A 16,125-nucleotide genomic window follows, 5' to 3' on the forward strand; every position below is an offset into this window, starting at 1 on the left:
CATGCAGCAGCAATCAAAAGAAGAACGTGTTCATCATGTATTTGAGAAAATTTACTCCAATTATGATTCAATGAATTCGGTCATTTCATTTCAGCGGCACATTGTCTGGCGTAAAGATGTAATGAAACGTATGCAAGTGGCTAAAAATGCTAAAGCTTTAGACGTTTGCTGCGGTACTGGAGACTGGGCTATTTCAATTGCAAATGAAGTTGGTCCAGAAGGAAAAGTTTACGGTCTGGATTTTAGTAATAATATGCTTTCCGTTGCAAAAGATAAAAATAATGAATTGAAATTAAAACAGCTCGAGTTTATTCAAGGCAATGCAATGGAACTGCCATTTGATGACAACTCATTTGATTATGTAACGATTGGATTCGGATTAAGAAATGTTCCGGATTATATGAATGTGCTAAAAGAGATGTATCGTGTAGTAAAACCCGGCGGTAAGGTTGTTTGTCTAGAAACTTCCCAGCCAACACTTGTGGGCTTTAGACAACTCTATTATCTGTATTTCCGATATATTATGCCACTATTTGGCAGGTTAATTGCAAAGAGTTATAAAGAGTATGCCTGGTTACATGAATCTGCTAAGAATTTTCCTGATAAAAAGGAACTGTACAATATGTTCTTAGACGCCGGTTTTTCTCATGTTCGGGTAAAAAGTTATACAGGCGGAGTAGCCGCTATGCATATGGGATTTAAGCAAAAACAATGAAGAAAAGTCCTGGAATTTATAAAAGGTGAATTGGCATGAAATTAGCGAAAACGTATAATTATTTAAAAAAAGATTTGGATTATATAGAGACTGCTTTGGATGAAATAATACAAGCTGACCATCCTGTATTGAGGGAAGCCTCCTCTCATTTGCTTAAAGCTGGAGGAAAAAGAATACGACCGGTTTTTGTATTGCTTGGCGGTCAATTTGGACAATATGATATTGAACGGATGAACACGGTTGCTACATCTCTAGAATTAATTCATATGGCATCGCTTGTGCACGATGATGTTATTGATGATGCTGAAATTCGTCGTGGTGAGCCGACTATAAAAGAACAATACGATAATCGAGTCGCTATGTATACTGGTGATTATTTGCTAGCGCGGTCATTGGAGGGTGTCACAACTTTAAATGAAAAAAAAGCGCACCAAACCTTATCAAAAACAATAGTTGAAGTTTGTTTAGGAGAGATAGAACAAATAAAAGACAAGCATCAGTGGGATCAATCTATACGCACGTACCTGAGAAGGATCAGAAGAAAGACCGCATTACTGATAGCAACTAGCTGTAAACTCGGTGCAATTGTCGCTGGTGTTAATGAAAAGGATGCAAACCGATTATTTAAATATGGATATTACATTGGTATGTCCTATCAGATAATTGACGACATTTTGGACTTTACTTCATCTGAAAAAGAACTGGGGAAGCCTGCTGGAAATGATTTGCTCCAGGGTAATGTTACACTTCCCGTCTTGTATGCAATGCAGGATCCAGTATTTGAGTCCCTTGTGAAAAAGACCTTTTCAGATTCAGTACCTGTTACCCAACATGAGATGCAACAAGTAATACGTAAGCTGAAACAAACGGATGCAATTGAAAAATCATATAAAATTAGTGATATGTATTTGGATAAGGCACTTCAAGCGCTCGATAGACTTCCAGATAATCGGGCGAGGCAATCTCTTAATGGTATCGCAACTTACATTGGGAGAAGACGTTCGTAAAAAAATATAGGATCTTTGACTGACTGTGGTCGAAATTGTCATAATAAGACATCTAAAGTTGTCATTTTCATTAAAGTTTGATAAAATTTTAACGGTTGATCAAATAGGATTCACATACATAATAGAAGAGGTGTTTAGAAATGGAAAAAACATTTTTAATGGTAAAGCCAGATGGCGTACAACGCAATCTTGTTGGAGAAATTGTAAAACGATTTGAAAGTAAAGGTTTTAAATTAGTAGGAGCTAAATTGATGGTCATTTCTGACGATTTAGCAAAAACGCACTATGGTGAACATAAAGAGCGTCCGTTTTTCGGCGAATTAGTTGACTTCATTACTTCCGGTCCTGTTTTTGCTATGTCTTGGGAAGGTGAAAATGTTATCAAGTCAGCGCGAGAAATGATGGGAAAGACAAATCCATTAGATGCTGCACCTGGTACAATCCGCGGAGACTTAGGTGTTACGGTAGGAAAAAATATTATTCATGGTTCGGACTCAGCTGAAAGTGCTGAAAGAGAACTCAACTTGTTTTTTGATGAAAAAGAACTTACTTCTTATTCAAAAGAAGATAATAACTGGATATACTAATTTACAATTATGTGAAAGCCTCCGTATTTATACGGAGGCTTTCTTGCTGTATAAGTGTAACTAAGGCTTGGCGATAAGCTTAGTTTTCTAACACACAGGAAAGTAAATAAGTTTAATGAAAAAACCGTTTTTTTATAAAACTTTGTGAAAAGTAGCCGAAATAATAGATAACCAATAGTATGTGTGTATGGGTAGAGGAGTATAAAAATGTCTGAAGATTACAGTAGTTTTATTCCATATATTAAAGTAAAGCTTGGTATTGACCTGGCTTTATACAAAGAAACTCAAATGAAACGTCGAATCACGTCGTTACGAACAAAGCGTGGGTATAACTCTTTTGATTCGTATGCTTCTGCCCTGGAAAAAGATCAGGAACTCTTGCAGGAGTTTGTTGAGAGAATCACGATAAATGTCTCGGAATTTTATCGTAATCCGAAAAGATGGCAGGTATTACAAAATAATATCCTTCCTTTAATTTTTACAAACAAAAAGGAAATTACAATTTGGAGTGCAGCCTGTTCTACTGGAGAAGAGCCTTACAGCCTTGCAATTCTATTAACCGAACATTTCCCTAAGCAAACGTTCAAAATTATTGCGACCGATATTGACGAACTAGTACTGGCTAAAGCTCAACAGGGTGTTTATCAGGAACAGGCACTTAAGGACCTGCCACCTGAACTTAAAGAAAAATATTTCACAGTTAAACACGGACTATACTATGTCGATCCCAAGTTAAAGAAAACGATTCAGTTTAAAAAGCACAATTTATTAGCTGATCGTTATCCTGCCAATATAAATTTGGTTGTATGCAGAAATGTGTTAATCTATTTTACAGACAATGCTAAATCACTTATTTATACTAATTTCAGTAAAGCATTAGCAGATAAAGGAATATTATTTGTCGGGAGTACAGAGCAGATTTTCACACCGCAGACATATAATCTATCACTAGTTGATACATTCTTCTATCAAAAGAAGTAATCCAGCAAAAACTCTTGTCATTCTACAAGAGTTTTTTTGTCCAATTTTTAAGTTATTGATAACTGGTTAGTGAATAAATTTGTTATGGTATAGTTAGTATTAATTTAATTTAGGAGGTCTCCAAATGCGCTATTTAACTGCAGGAGAATCACATGGAAAACAACTTACTACAATCATTGAAGGATTACCTTCGAATGTGCCACTTACAAAAGAAGTTATTAATCATTCTTTAGTAAGACGTCAACAAGGTCATGGTAGAGGCAAGAGAATGCAAATAGAGAAGGACCTGGTAGAAATTACGAGTGGTGTGAGACATGGTTTAACGCTGGGATCCCCAGTTACTTTAGTTATACATAACGATGACTTTAAACATTGGACAGATGTTATGGGCGAAGATCCTATTGAGGAAAATAGCAAAATCAGACGTACAGTTACACGTCCGAGACCCGGTCATGCCGATTTAAATGGAGCATTAAAGTATGGTCACAGAGATATGCGGAATGTGCTTGAGAGGTCTTCTGCTCGCGAAACTGCAGCTAGAGTAGCTGCAGGTGCTGTTGCAAAAACTATTCTAAAGCAGCTGGGAATTGAAGTAACTGGATATGTCAGGGAAATAGGTGGAATTAAAGCTCAAGATAATGAAAACTTAAGCAGCGAGGAACGGCAATCAATATCTGAAGCTTCACCAGTCCGAACCCTTGATAAAAGTGCAGAAAAGCCGATGATGGATGCAATTGATAAAGCCAAAAAAGATGGAGACTCTATTGGTGGAGTTGCTGAGGTATTTGTTGAAGGTATGCCAGCTGGAATTGGGTCTTATGTACATTATGATCGAAAGCTTGATTCTCGTATAGCTGGGAGCGTAATTAGTATTAACGCTTTTAAAGGTGTCGAATTTGGAATAGGTTTTGAAGCGGCCAGAAGAAATGGAAGTCAGGTACATGACGAAATTGCATGGAATAAAGAGAAGGGTTACTTTAGGAAAACAAATAATTTAGGCGGATTCGAAGGCGGTATGACTACCGGGATGCCAATTATTGTAAAAGGTGTTATGAAGCCGATTCCCACACTTTATAAACCGCTTCAGAGCGTAGATATCGAAACAAAAGAACCTTTCAACGCAAGTATTGAACGTTCTGATTCCTGTGCAGTACCGGCAGCTGCTGTGGTAATGGAACACGTTGTAGCATTTGAATTAGTTAAAGCTGTAACCGAACAATTTCCTTCTGACAAGTTCCCGGTACTGCAGCAGGCATTGAAAGACTATCGAGAAGAATTAAGGTTGTTTTAAAAATGAATATTGTTGAAGTCAAAACCAGTACCAATAGTTATTCTATCTACATGGGGGGAAATATTCGGCATCAATCCAATTTATATAATATGGAAAAGTACTCTTCGATATTTATAATTACAGATAGGCAGGTTGCTGAACTATATCTAGAAGATATAAAAAAGAGTCTTACAGCACATCCCCGCGTTTTCCAGGCAATAATTACGGAAGGTGAAAAGTCGAAAGGGATTGATGAATTCTATCAATTGCAGACAGAAGCTATTAAGTATGGCCTTGATCGGAACTCGCTAATTATTGCACTGGGTGGCGGAGTTGTGGGAGACTTAGCAGGATTCGTAGCTTCTACTTTTATGCGGGGCATTGAGTATATTCAAGTACCGACAACCATTTTAGCGCATGATAGCAGTGTAGGTGGCAAAGTTGCGATCAATCATTTATTAGGTAAAAATCTAATTGGCAGCTTTTACCCTCCAAGCTCAGTGATCTATGATTCAAATACATTACGAACATTACCTGCTAAGGAAGTTCGCTCAGGATACGCAGAAATTATAAAAGAGGCTTTAATTGCAGACAAAGGTCTGTTTGAAAATATATTAAAAACAGATATTAGTAACGTAAGCAGTGAAGTACTAGAGCAACATATTTTCGAAGGGATAAAAATAAAAAAACATTATATACAAAGTGACGAAAGAGAAAAGGGTGATCGGGCATTTCTTAATTTCGGACACACGTTAGGTCATGCCCTTGAATCTGAATATGGTTACGGCACAGTTACACACGGTGAGGCTGTCGCAATTGGAATGGTATTCGCTCTAGAAGTCAGTAGCATACTTTTCTCTGCCAATCTTCCCATTGAAAATTTATTAAGCTGGCTTAAGCGAAATCACTATCCCTGTAAATTAAATGATGTTTCTGTTGATAATCTGTTTCAACGAATGAAAACAGATAAGAAGGTACGAGATAATCAAATCCAAATGGTGTTGCTAAAAGACATAGGGAATCCTGTTACCGTAAAAATAAATGACGCTGATTTACGGAGTTATCTAGAGAAGTTTATAATTAAGTTTCAGAGCAAAACTAACGAAAAACAATAGGAAGTGATAGGAAATGGTAAAAGAATACCTGGAACAGAAACGATTTTTTTTATCTGGCGTAATCGAAGTACCTGGTGATAAATCAATTTCACACAGATCTGTAATTTTGGGTTCTTTAGCAAACGGAGTGACAGAAGTATCTAATTTTCTAACAGGTGAAGATTGTTTGCGTACTATTGATGCATTTAGGTCGATGGGAGTAAAAATAGAAAGAAATAAAACAGATATTAAGATTGTTGGCACAGGAATAAAGGGTTTGCAGCCACCTGAGCACAGCTTGTATTTTGGAAATTCAGGAACAACAGCTCGACTTTTACTTGGTGTTCTTGCTGGATTACCATTCCAAACCAAAGTTACCGGTGATGAATCCTTGTCAAAACGACCAATGAATCGAGTTACTTCACCATTAGGCGAAATGGGTGCTAAAATTATTGGTAGCAAGAATAAGGACGTTCTACCGTTGACTATTAATGGCGGGCAATTAACAGGTATCCATTATAATTTGCCTGTTAAAAGCGCACAAGTAAAATCCGCTATACTGTTAGCTGGTCTAGTTGCAGATGTGAAAACTACAGTGACTGAATCTTCGCCAACCAGAAATCATACGGAACTAATGTTAAAAGCTTTTGGTGCTTCTATCATAACCGATGGATTAACAACTACAGTTACTAATACCGGTACACTTCAAGCTTCGAAAGTAATGGTCCCGGGCGATATTTCTTCAGCAGCGTTCCTTCTTGCTGGTGCCGCAATTACACCTGGAAGCAACTTAACAATTAATCGAGTTGGATTAAATGAGACTAGAACGGGGATAATTGATGTTCTCAGAAAAATGGGAGCTAATATTGAAGTAAATAACGTTATGGAGATTAACGGGGAATTAAGTGGAGATATTACCTGTACATATTCTGATCTGAAGGGTATTCAAATCGATGGAGAGATTATACCCCGTTTAATAGATGAAATACCTATTATCGCATTATTAGCTACCCAGGCAAATGGAAAAACGGTTATAAAAGATGCTGAGGAACTTCGCTACAAGGAAACTGATCGAATCCATGCAATCGCAGATGTGTTATCGAAACTGGGAGCTTCGGTTGAAGGGATTGAGGATGGATTAATCATCCAGGGTAAAACGCCACTTCAAGGTGGAAAAGTTTCTGGATACAATGATCATCGAATAGCAATGATGGCAGAAATTGCTTCGCTTATTAGCAAGGAGAAGGTAATACTAGATGACAAGTTAAGCATCAACATCTCCTATCCTGGATTTTTTCGAGATTTAGAAAAAGTAACGAAAACAGTTACCTCCAGCTGATAGTGGAGAGATAGTTTAGAAAGGATGGAATGCACGGAATGGAAACAATTATGGAAGCTGTTCATTTAATGGAAAATAAAAAGACGAAAGAAGCAATTGATCTACTGGAAAGCCATCTGCCTACTGCTGATGAAGACGAGAAATTCACGATCGCTGAGTTATATATCCAATGGGGATTATATCCGCAAGCTAGTTATATTTTACAAGACTTGTTACAACAATACCCTGATGAGAGCGAAATACGTGTAATGCTTGCGGATATATATATTGAATTGGACGATGATGAACAAGCTATACAATTATTGAACGAAATAGAAGCAGAAGATCCAGCGTATATTCAATCACTTATACAATTGGCTGATCTATATCAGGCTCAAGGTTTGTTTGAAGTTGCTGAGCACAAGTTATTGGCAGCAAAGCAGGTTGAACCTGAAGAAGCTATTATAGATTTTGCGCTGGGAGAACTAGCCTTCTCAACTGGGGAATACCAAAAAGCCATTACTTATTACGAAAAAATTCTGACTAAAACAACTGAAATAGCAGGGATATCTATAAACGACCGTTTAGCTGAAGCATACGCAGCCTCTGGAGAGTATGAACTGGCACTCACGTATTTCCAGGAGATTGAGAGTGAAAACCCTGACACACTATTTAAATATGGTTTTACAGCTGCACATGCAAATCGGAATGACATTGCTATCAAAGCATGGGAACATGTTATTGAAATTGATCCTCATTATCTTTCCGTTTATTATGAACTGGCTAAAGTGTACGAAATGGAAGAACGCACGGATGAAGCTTATGATGTAATAAGCAGAGGTTTACAACTCGATGACTTTAATAAAGAGCTCTATTTTTATGCCGCTAACCTTGCACACCAGTTAAATAAAAATGAGGAGAGCGAAAAATATACAAGAGAAGCGGTGGCTATTGATCCAGACTATAAAGAAGCCGTATTGTTTTTGATTGAATTGTTAAAATCACAGGATAAATATGAAGAAATTATAGAACTCATTAGCGAAATTAAAAAACTCGGTGCAGACGACTCGTTATATGATTGGGAGCACGCACGTGCATTAAATGAAATAGAATTGTTTAAGGATGCATTAATTCAGTACGGTGAAGCATACAATAGATTAAGTCAAGACAGTGACTTTTTAAAGGAATATGGATACTTTTTAACCGAGGAGGGGAAGCCAGAAAAAGCTATACTAGTATTTCGTGAATATTTAGCTATACAACCTTTGGATACTGATGTCGAGGAATACTTAGATCGCTTGGTTCAGTCTAGCGAGAGTTAACATAGATATAATGAGGGAGGAAAAAATATGCAGGCTCCTATTTCCATTCAAGATAAAAAAGTATTCATTGAATGGTTCTTAAATCATTATCAGTTAAAGAAACGAGAAAGTGTTTGGATTTTAAATTACTTAGTTAATCATGATAATTTGTTAAATAACGTACACTTTATTCGAGAAGCAAAATTTTGTCCTAGAGGGATCATCATATCCAGTCAGTGTTCGGAAGACGCGCCATTTCGATTCTATAAAAATCATTTAGTTACTACAGATGCCGAAAAGTCCTTTCATGATATTAGAATGAATCGGGATGAGGCTTTATATATTCAGTTAAACTTTCATAATTCTATCAAAAGTGCTTCCTATGTTGCAGTCCTTGAGGATAATCCGTTTATTCCTGAAGATTATTATATTACCAAAAGTGATGAAGAGAATGCAATAATGCTATTTGAGAAAATTGTGTATGAACGTAAAAAGAAAAAAATACAGGAAGCTATAGATATAAGTCTTGATAATAATGATCCTCAATTGTTTAGGGAACTGACAAAGCAATTACAGGATCTTAGAACGTCAAATCACAATCAACCTAAATTATTAAATCAATAGGTTGATTTTTTTTGTGCGGATAAGATAAAATTTAAAAGTGTTATGCAATAAATAAGTTTGACTAAAGAAGGGAATCAAATACATATGAAATGGTTAAATAAAGACCTAATTCAATACATACAAGCAAAGGAATATGTTGATACTATAATTGTCCCATTAATGCCGTTCCATTTATCAAATGAAAAGGAACTTTTGAAAAGTGGTTTCCAGGGTGAAGCTCTTTCCATTTTTGTTAACGAGATTGAGAAGGAATTAACTGGCCGAATTATGGTGACACCGACTTATACGTATTTAAAGAATAAGGACAAGCTTAAGGAAATTACAAGATTAAATGAATGGAAAGAAGATATTTCTGCTCAACCATTTAATCATACTTTTTTTATTACGTTTGATTCAAATTGGAAGAAACATGAGCCAAACATTGATGGAACATTGTTATGGTTGCCCGGCATGCAGACAGGTGATCTGTATTCACAGGAAATGCAAGGAGTTATTCAAGATCAGGTCCATCAGATAAGTGAATTAATACGTTCATATTGGGAAACAATGGATTAAGAGAAGTTAGTGTTTTGTTGGAAACCGAAGAATAAAAATACGCGAAACTGTAAAAAATGCATTATTTTTAATTGAATGTTATTTGTTAACTTTATCTTTTACATATTGACCGAAGAAGGAGTTTGCGCTATCATGGTTATGTCCTAGTAATCTGATTTAAATTATAAATGTCCGTGATTAAATGAAAAGAGGGGGGAAAATCATGAGCGAAAAAAAGCAGCAAGTATCCCGTCGACAATTCCTGAATTATACACTTACGGGTGTAGGTGGATTTATGGCAGCAGGTATGCTGGCTCCAATGTTAGGAATGGCTGTTGATCCAATTTTAAAGAAATCATCTTCAGGTGATCTAGCTAACGTAAATTTGGCAGTTGAAGATATTACAAATGAACCACAGCGCATTGACTGGAAAATTGATCAAGTAGATGCTTGGTATGAGTCTCAAGTTAGTAAATCAGCTTGGGTCTATAAAGATGATAATGGTGACATCGTGGCACTTTCCCCAGTTTGTAAACACTTAGGTTGTGTTGTTTCTTGGGAAGGTAGCGATGAGTATCCAGATCAATTCTATTGTCCTTGCCATGCTGGACGTTACTACAAAAGTGGTGTAAACGTACCGGACACACCGCCACTCGCAGCACTTGATGTTTACAAGTCAAAGGTTGAGAATGGTATGTTGTATCTAGGTAATGCACATCCGAGAGGGGAGGCGTAATAAAATATGTTACAAAAATTATATGATTGGATCGATGAACGTGTTGATATTACGCCTTTGTGGCGAGATATTGCAGATCACGAAGTACCAGAACATGTAAACCCAGCACATCATTTTTCAGCATTTGTGTATTGTTTTGGTGGATTAACGTTCTTTGTAACAGTAATTCAGATACTATCAGGAATGTTCCTAACGATGTATTATGTTCCGGACATTGAGAATGCCTGGAAATCTGTTTATTACTTACAAACTGAGGTGGCTCATGGTCAGATAGTACGAGGAATGCACCATTGGGGTGCTAGTGTTGTTATCGTAATGCTTCTGTTACATACTTTACGTGTATTTTTCCAAGGGTCATACAAGAAACCTCGTGAACTTAACTGGATGATTGGAGTACTATTATTCTTTGTTATGCTCGGTCTTGGTTTTACAGGTTATCTGCTACCATGGGATAATAAAGCGTATTTCGCAACTGAGGTTGGATTAAATATTGCGGAACAAGTACCGTTTATCGGGGAGCAATTAAAAACATTACTTGCAGGTGACCCATCAATAGTTGGAGCACAAACATTAACTAGATTCTTTGCAATCCACGTATTTTTCTTACCAGCAGGGTTGTTTGGATTGATGGCTGCTCACTTTATGTTAATTCGTAAGCAAGGAATTTCAGGACCACTATAAAAAGGAGGGAAAGCTGTGCACAAGGGTAAAGGAATGAAGTTTGTCGGTGATTCACGTATATCCACCGATCGCAAACCGAATATACCTAAAGATTATTCTGAATATCCTGGAAGAACGGAAGCTTTCTGGCCGAACTTCTTATTAAAAGAGTGGTTAGTTGGAGCTGTGTTTTTAGTTGGGTTTTTATGTTTAGTTCTTGCTCATCCTTCGCCGCTCGAAGGTGTAGCAGATCCAACGAATGCATCATATATTCCGTTACCGGATTGGTATTTCTTATTTCTATATGAACTTTTAAAATATGACTTTGCAAGTGGACCATATACATTATTTGGTATCCTAATACTACCTGGTTTAGCATTTGGTGGATTATTACTGGCACCTTTCTTAGATAACGGTCCAGGACGTAGACCACACCAAAGACCGATTGCAGTTGCAATGATGATCTTGGGACTTGCCTCGGTAATGTTATTAACTTGGGAATCAGCCGCGCATGTAGAGTGGGAAAAACGCGCTGAAGCGAATAAACCAGTTCCTGCAACAGAGATTGATAAAAGTCAACCAGGTTATAAAGTTTATGAAAGCAACTGTATGACCTGTCATGGCGATGCTTTACAGGGTGGAGCTGCAGCACCTTCTCTAATTGGTGTCGATCATACGAAAGAAGAGATTATGAAAATTGCTCAGGAAGGCTATAAGACAATGCCTGCCGGAGTTTTCAAAGGTACAGATGAAGAGCTGGAACAATTAGCCGAATTTATAATAAAGGTTAATGAAAAAGCTAAATAAGTAACCACATAGTTTATATACGACACCTTTGCCAACTACTTGGTGAAGGTGTCTTTTTACTTAGTTAATTTTAATTCGGAAAGGAATTTTAACGTGCTCCATTATCTATTAAGAGATAAATTATTTTTACTTTTATTATTTGTAGTAAACCTGTTCGGAACCGTGTATGGTTATATCTGGTATGGGTATCAATTGGCTATAACACCAGATATATTTTTAATTTTCGTTCCAGATAGTCCAACTGCTAGTTTGTTCTTCACAATTGTAATCTTTTTTTTCCTATTTAAAAAAAACGTTCCTTACATAGAGGCACTAGCCATCGTTTCCTTATTTAAATATGGCGTATGGGCAGTAGTTATGAATATGCTTACTTTAATAGTAGATGGATCGATCGGCTGGCAGGGATATATGTTAATTGCATCGCATGCTGCCATGGCAGTACAAGGATTATTGTATGCTCCCTATTATAGAATCCAATTGCGCCATTTAATGGTGGCTGCAATAGTGACACTGCACAATGAAATTATTGATTATGTATTCGGTATGATGCCAATATATTCATCACTAAACGAGTATATGAATGAAATTGGATATTTTACATTTTGGTTGAGTATTATATCTGTTTACATCGCTTACATGATGACAATTAAAAATAAAAATCAGTTAAGTCTTTAACAAGTAGTTATAACCTCTTATCAGCAAACATAAATTTATAAGGAATATGTTATTTGCGAGAGGTTGATTTAAATGAGAAATTTAGTTTATTTATCAATAGTTAATCTCGTTCAAGACATAACATCTTTATTCTGGGGCATAACCGTAGTTGGAGGAATAATTATTAGTGCATTAGCTTATGTTAGTTGGGTAAAATACAAAGAAGAAAAAAATCGTCAGAAAAGAAAATCAAATAGCTGACTAAACCTGAAAATTTGACTAAAATTGACCTTAGATAGTTATGCATTATTTGGAGGAATGAACATGTCATTTGGAGGATATATCATTTATATAGCTTTGTTAATGATAATACCTATTTGGGCGCAATCAAAAGTAAAAAGGACATACAAAAAATATTCAAAAAAAGCAACCTCCTCCTATTTGACAGGTGCAGAAGTTGCTCGAAAAATATTAAATGACAATGGTATATACAACGTTCAAGTAGAAGAAACAAGAGGTTACCTTTCTGATCATTATGATCCTAGAAAAAAAGTGATTCGATTGTCTAGTGATAATTATCACGGCCAGTCAATGGCGTCTTCTGCAATAGCTGCACATGAGGTTGGTCATGCTATTCAAGATGCGGAAGCTTATGCATTTTTGCGATTTAGGCATGCACTGGTTCCAGTTGCAGGCTTTGGCTCAAATATTTCGATTTTCCTAATCATTGGTGGATTTATCTTCGGCATGATGAACCTAGTATTCTTTGGAATTATTTTCTTTGCAGTAGCAGTACTTTTCCAACTAGTGACACTCCCTGTGGAATTCAACGCATCGAGCAGGGCGATGACTCAGCTAGTATCAACCGGAGTTATTAATAATAATGAAGAGCGTGAAACTAAAAAGGTACTAAATGCAGCAGCACTAACTTATGTTGCAGCTGCGCTTGTGGCTTTAGCTGAATTGATACGATTTATCTTAATGTTTACAGGAAGTAATGAGTAAAAAAAGGATTGGCGTCATGCCATCCTTTTTTATTTTACATATAAATATTTAGTTCAAAAACCGGTATGAATATAACCCCTGTTGACTTGAAAGACAAGGGAAATGAAGGGTTTTCTAATCGGCTATAGGATTTTTATTCTCGTCCAATGTAAAGCCTTCACCTACAACATCATGAACCGAACTAACTGCAACGAACGCATGGGGATCAATACTTTTTATGATATTTTTAAGACGTACAATTTCATTTCTTCCAACTACACAATACAGAACATCACGTGTTTCACCTGTGAAACTTCCTTTACCTGCTAAAACTGTTACGCCCCGATCCATGTCTTTATTGATTACTAATGCAATATCTTCACTTTTGCTGGAGATAATGGTTGCCCCGCGAGCCGAATATGCACCTTCCTGGATAAAGTCAATTACTCTCGCTGCAATATATACAGCAACTAAAGTATACATACCTTCTACTAGCTCCAAATATGTGATTACCGAGATTGTGATTACTACTGCATCAAAAAGAAACATGGTTTTTCCCATACTCCATCCAGCGTATTTATGGACAATCCTGGCAATAATATCAACTCCACCAGTTGTTCCTCCGTACCGAAATATGATTCCTAATCCCACTCCAATAAACACACCAGCAAATAATGAAACTAATGTCATGTCAGAGTGAAGATCTAATGTGAAGGCCTTTGCTTGAAATATAGCTAAAAATAAAGATACCGATAATGTGCCAATAATTGTATAAATAAAAGTACTCCTGCCTAAAAACCTCCAGCCGATCAGGAATACAGGAACGTTTAATAATATATTTGTTATTGCAGGGTCCCATCCCCATAAGAAATACATTAATAAAGTAATACCAGTAAATCCACCTTCACCCAGATTGTTTTGCATATTAAAATGTACTAGTCCAAATGAAAATATGGCTGATCCAAATAATATGAATAGTACATTTTTAATTTTGATGCTGAAAATCAACTAGAACTCCTCCTCTGCTTAAAAATATTTACTATCAAACGCACACCTTTACTAGTATAAATAATTCTAAGTAAACGAACAACATAGAGAATCATTTAAGCTTAATAATTTGTCAAATTTATGCCTTTTAGCTAACATGAAGGTAGTTAACATTTAAAATAAGATTGATTTAGATACACATACAACGCTTCAGAATTTTCATAATGAAAGATATCCGAAGATGGAATACAGATGTAAATAATCCAGAGTTAAAGTAAACTACAGAGTAGGTGTATAATCGTGAATATAGCTTTAATTGCACACGATGGGAAAAAACAAACGATGGTGGGATTCAGTATTGCATACAGTCATGTATTAAAGAAACACACATTGTTTGCAACTGGCACAACTGGAAAGTTAATTGAAGAAGCAACAAATCTGCCGGTTAACTGCTTTCAGTCTGGACCAATAGGCGGAGATCAGCAAATTGGGGCATTAGTAGCAAATAACGAGATGGATATGGTTATCTTTTTTCGGGATCCACTGACTGCTCAACCTCATGAGCCAGATGTCAGTGCTCTAATGCGCATTTGTGATGTTCACCTTATACCACTGGCAACCAATTTAGCAGCAGGCGAGATTTTAATACGTGCATTAGAGCGCGGAGATTTTGGTTGGAGAGAGATTGTTAAACAAAATAAACAAAAGGAATCAGATAAATTATGAAAATAGGTATAACATGTTATCCAACAGTTGGTGGATCAGGAGTAATTGCAACAGAACTTGGTATGTTACTCGCTGAACAAGGAAATGAAATTCATTTTATTACATCGAGCCAGCCTTTTCGACTGAATAGAGTTAATCCTTCAATCTATTATCATGAAGTGGAGCTTGGACATTATCCAGTTTTTCAATATCCGCCTTTTGATCTTGCTTTAGCAAACAAAATGGCTGAGGTTATTGATCGGGAAAAGCTGGACATTTTGCACGTACACTATGCTATGCCTCATGCAATCTGTGCGATTTTGGCAAGAGATATAGCGAAACACGATGTTAAAATTGTTACCACCTTACATGGAACAGATATTACTGTTTTAGGAATAGATCAGTCATTTAAAAAGATGATCATACATGGTATTGAGAAATCCGATGCAGTTACAGCTGTCTCAAAAAGCCTGGTTAAACAGACAAAAGAAATTTTAGGCATAACGAATAAAATTGATGTGGTTTATAACTTTGTAAATGAAAATGAGTATAATCGAAAAGATGCTAGTCAAATAAAGAAGGAATACGGAATAAACGAAACTGAAAAAGTTTTGATTCATATTTCTAACTTTCGTAAGGTTAAAAGAATTGAAGATGTTATTCATACCTTTAGTAAAATCAAGCACGAAATTGATAGTAAACTAATCCTGGTTGGGGATGGACCAGAGTATTCTAATGCTTGCCAGCTGGTTGATTCATTGGGACTTCAAGAAGATGTATTATTTCTCGGAAAACAAAAAAACATCAGCGATCTATTATCTATGGCCGATTTAAAATTACTTTTATCAGAAAAAGAAAGCTTTGGTCTAGTGTTGCTGGAAGCTATGGCCTGTGAGGTACCAGGTATTGGAACAGACATCGGCGGGATACCAGAAGTAATCAAACATAATGAAACGGGTTATATAGTTAAGGTTGGGGAGACAGATAAAGCTGCTGAGCTGGCTGTTCATTTATTAAGAGATGAAGATTTACTGAAACAATTCTCACAAAATGCTTATAAGCGTGCGAGAGAACACTTTCATTCCGAATTAATAGTCAATCAGTACCTTGATATATATAATCGCGTTTTAGCTGTCGAGTACAATAAAAGTGGTGAATAAA

Annotated in this window: 19 protein-coding genes; 18 read left to right on the plus strand and 1 reads right to left on the minus strand. The window is 36.4% G+C overall.

Annotated features, from left to right (window positions below):
* Position 1: 1 nt before the first annotated feature.
* The 16 genes from VBD025_RS11445 (at position 2) to VBD025_RS11520 (ending at position 13,293) form a co-directional block, all read left to right on the plus strand.
* Positions 2–715, plus strand: a complete 714-nt coding sequence (locus VBD025_RS11445; RefSeq protein ID WP_430785546.1) for a demethylmenaquinone methyltransferase — start codon at positions 2–4, stop codon at positions 713–715.
* Positions 716–750: 35 nt separating this feature from the next.
* Positions 751–1,722 (plus strand): heptaprenyl diphosphate synthase component II, encoded by a 972-nt coding sequence (gene hepT, locus VBD025_RS11450; protein ID WP_430785548.1) that lies wholly within the window; start codon positions 751–753, stop codon positions 1,720–1,722.
* Positions 1,723–1,862: 140 nt separating this feature from the next.
* Complete coding sequence (gene ndk, locus VBD025_RS11455) at positions 1,863–2,309, plus strand: nucleoside-diphosphate kinase (RefSeq protein ID WP_430785550.1); 447 nt, start codon at positions 1,863–1,865, stop codon at positions 2,307–2,309.
* 207 nt (positions 2,310–2,516) lie between these two features.
* A complete protein-coding gene (locus tag VBD025_RS11460) occupies positions 2,517–3,290 on the plus strand; it encodes a CheR family methyltransferase (protein ID WP_430785552.1) in 774 nt (257 codons plus the stop codon).
* Positions 3,291–3,414: 124 nt separating this feature from the next.
* On the plus strand, positions 3,415–4,581 hold the full coding sequence (aroC, locus tag VBD025_RS11465; RefSeq protein WP_430785554.1) for a chorismate synthase: 1,167 nt from the start codon (positions 3,415–3,417) through the stop codon (positions 4,579–4,581).
* Between the two features lie 2 nt (positions 4,582–4,583).
* Positions 4,584–5,675: a 3-dehydroquinate synthase gene (gene aroB / locus VBD025_RS11470; RefSeq protein ID WP_430785556.1), complete on the plus strand. Its 1,092-nt coding sequence runs from the start codon at positions 4,584–4,586 to the stop codon at positions 5,673–5,675.
* A 13-nt stretch (positions 5,676–5,688) separates the two neighbouring features.
* Complete coding sequence (gene aroA, locus VBD025_RS11475) at positions 5,689–6,993, plus strand: 3-phosphoshikimate 1-carboxyvinyltransferase (protein WP_430785558.1); 1,305 nt, start codon at positions 5,689–5,691, stop codon at positions 6,991–6,993.
* Positions 6,994–7,031: 38 nt separating this feature from the next.
* Positions 7,032–8,294: a tetratricopeptide repeat protein gene (locus tag VBD025_RS11480; protein WP_430785560.1), complete on the plus strand. Its 1,263-nt coding sequence runs from the start codon at positions 7,032–7,034 to the stop codon at positions 8,292–8,294.
* Positions 8,295–8,321: 27 nt separating this feature from the next.
* Entirely contained in the window at positions 8,322–8,897 is a 576-nt protein-coding gene (locus VBD025_RS11485) for a ReoY family proteolytic degradation factor (protein ID WP_430785562.1), read from the plus strand.
* 84 nt (positions 8,898–8,981) lie between these two features.
* Positions 8,982–9,452: a DUF2487 family protein gene (locus VBD025_RS11490; protein WP_430785564.1), complete on the plus strand. Its 471-nt coding sequence runs from the start codon at positions 8,982–8,984 to the stop codon at positions 9,450–9,452.
* Between the two features lie 202 nt (positions 9,453–9,654).
* Positions 9,655–10,167, plus strand: a complete 513-nt coding sequence (locus VBD025_RS11495) for a ubiquinol-cytochrome c reductase iron-sulfur subunit (RefSeq protein WP_430785566.1) — start codon at positions 9,655–9,657, stop codon at positions 10,165–10,167.
* Between the two features lie 6 nt (positions 10,168–10,173).
* Complete coding sequence (gene qcrB / locus VBD025_RS11500) at positions 10,174–10,848, plus strand: menaquinol-cytochrome c reductase cytochrome b subunit (protein WP_430785568.1); 675 nt, start codon at positions 10,174–10,176, stop codon at positions 10,846–10,848.
* A 15-nt stretch (positions 10,849–10,863) separates the two neighbouring features.
* Positions 10,864–11,634: a c-type cytochrome gene (locus tag VBD025_RS11505; protein ID WP_430785570.1), complete on the plus strand. Its 771-nt coding sequence runs from the start codon at positions 10,864–10,866 to the stop codon at positions 11,632–11,634.
* A 93-nt stretch (positions 11,635–11,727) separates the two neighbouring features.
* On the plus strand, positions 11,728–12,309 hold the full coding sequence (locus tag VBD025_RS11510; RefSeq protein ID WP_430785574.1) for a DUF1405 domain-containing protein: 582 nt from the start codon (positions 11,728–11,730) through the stop codon (positions 12,307–12,309).
* Between the two features lie 72 nt (positions 12,310–12,381).
* Positions 12,382–12,549: a sporulation protein YpjB gene (locus VBD025_RS11515; RefSeq protein WP_430785576.1), complete on the plus strand. Its 168-nt coding sequence runs from the start codon at positions 12,382–12,384 to the stop codon at positions 12,547–12,549.
* Positions 12,550–12,612: 63 nt separating this feature from the next.
* Positions 12,613–13,293 carry a zinc metallopeptidase gene (locus VBD025_RS11520; protein WP_430785578.1) on the plus strand — a complete coding sequence of 227 codons (681 nt, stop codon included), beginning with the start codon at positions 12,613–12,615 and terminating at the stop codon, positions 13,291–13,293.
* A 114-nt stretch (positions 13,294–13,407) separates the two neighbouring features.
* Here the strand turns inward: VBD025_RS11520 and VBD025_RS11525 are convergent, their stop codons facing one another.
* Positions 13,408–14,280 (minus strand): YitT family protein, encoded by an 873-nt coding sequence (locus VBD025_RS11525; protein WP_430785580.1) that lies wholly within the window; start codon positions 14,278–14,280, stop codon positions 13,408–13,410.
* 279 nt (positions 14,281–14,559) lie between these two features.
* Here VBD025_RS11525 and VBD025_RS11530 point away from each other — a divergent pair, with 279 nt between their 5' ends.
* A complete protein-coding gene (locus VBD025_RS11530) occupies positions 14,560–14,985 on the plus strand; it encodes a methylglyoxal synthase (protein WP_430785582.1) in 426 nt (141 codons plus the stop codon).
* Complete coding sequence (gene bshA / locus VBD025_RS11535; protein WP_430791376.1) at positions 14,979–16,124, plus strand: N-acetyl-alpha-D-glucosaminyl L-malate synthase BshA; 1,146 nt, start codon at positions 14,979–14,981, stop codon at positions 16,122–16,124. Before VBD025_RS11530 ends, bshA begins: the two co-directional genes overlap by 7 nt.
* The last annotated feature ends 1 nt before the right edge of the window (position 16,125 follow it).

This window comes from Virgibacillus flavescens, from assembly GCF_050574275.1.
Lineage (GTDB): Bacteria > Bacillota > Bacilli > Bacillales > Amphibacillaceae > Virgibacillus_F > Virgibacillus_F flavescens.

Excerpts from the sequence above, each read along its gene's own strand:
- VBD025_RS11445 (WP_430785546.1), top strand. The coding sequence starts at position 2 with ATGCAGCAGCAATCAAAAGAAGAACGTGTTCATCATGTATTTGAGAAA.
- hepT (WP_430785548.1), top strand. The coding sequence starts at position 751 with ATGAAATTAGCGAAAACGTATAATTATTTAAAAAAAGATTTGGATTAT.
- ndk (WP_430785550.1), top strand. The coding sequence starts at position 1,863 with ATGGAAAAAACATTTTTAATGGTAAAGCCAGATGGCGTACAACGCAAT.
- VBD025_RS11460 (WP_430785552.1), top strand. The coding sequence starts at position 2,517 with ATGTCTGAAGATTACAGTAGTTTTATTCCATATATTAAAGTAAAGCTT.
- aroC (WP_430785554.1), top strand. The coding sequence starts at position 3,415 with ATGCGCTATTTAACTGCAGGAGAATCACATGGAAAACAACTTACTACA.
- aroB (WP_430785556.1), top strand. The coding sequence starts at position 4,584 with ATGAATATTGTTGAAGTCAAAACCAGTACCAATAGTTATTCTATCTAC.
- aroA (WP_430785558.1), top strand. The coding sequence starts at position 5,689 with ATGGTAAAAGAATACCTGGAACAGAAACGATTTTTTTTATCTGGCGTA.
- VBD025_RS11480 (WP_430785560.1), top strand. The coding sequence starts at position 7,032 with ATGGAAACAATTATGGAAGCTGTTCATTTAATGGAAAATAAAAAGACG.
- VBD025_RS11485 (WP_430785562.1), top strand. The coding sequence starts at position 8,322 with ATGCAGGCTCCTATTTCCATTCAAGATAAAAAAGTATTCATTGAATGG.
- VBD025_RS11490 (WP_430785564.1), top strand. The coding sequence starts at position 8,982 with ATGAAATGGTTAAATAAAGACCTAATTCAATACATACAAGCAAAGGAA.
- VBD025_RS11495 (WP_430785566.1), top strand. The coding sequence starts at position 9,655 with ATGAGCGAAAAAAAGCAGCAAGTATCCCGTCGACAATTCCTGAATTAT.
- qcrB (WP_430785568.1), top strand. The coding sequence starts at position 10,174 with ATGTTACAAAAATTATATGATTGGATCGATGAACGTGTTGATATTACG.
- VBD025_RS11515 (WP_430785576.1), top strand. The coding sequence starts at position 12,382 with ATGAGAAATTTAGTTTATTTATCAATAGTTAATCTCGTTCAAGACATA.
- VBD025_RS11520 (WP_430785578.1), top strand. The coding sequence starts at position 12,613 with ATGTCATTTGGAGGATATATCATTTATATAGCTTTGTTAATGATAATA.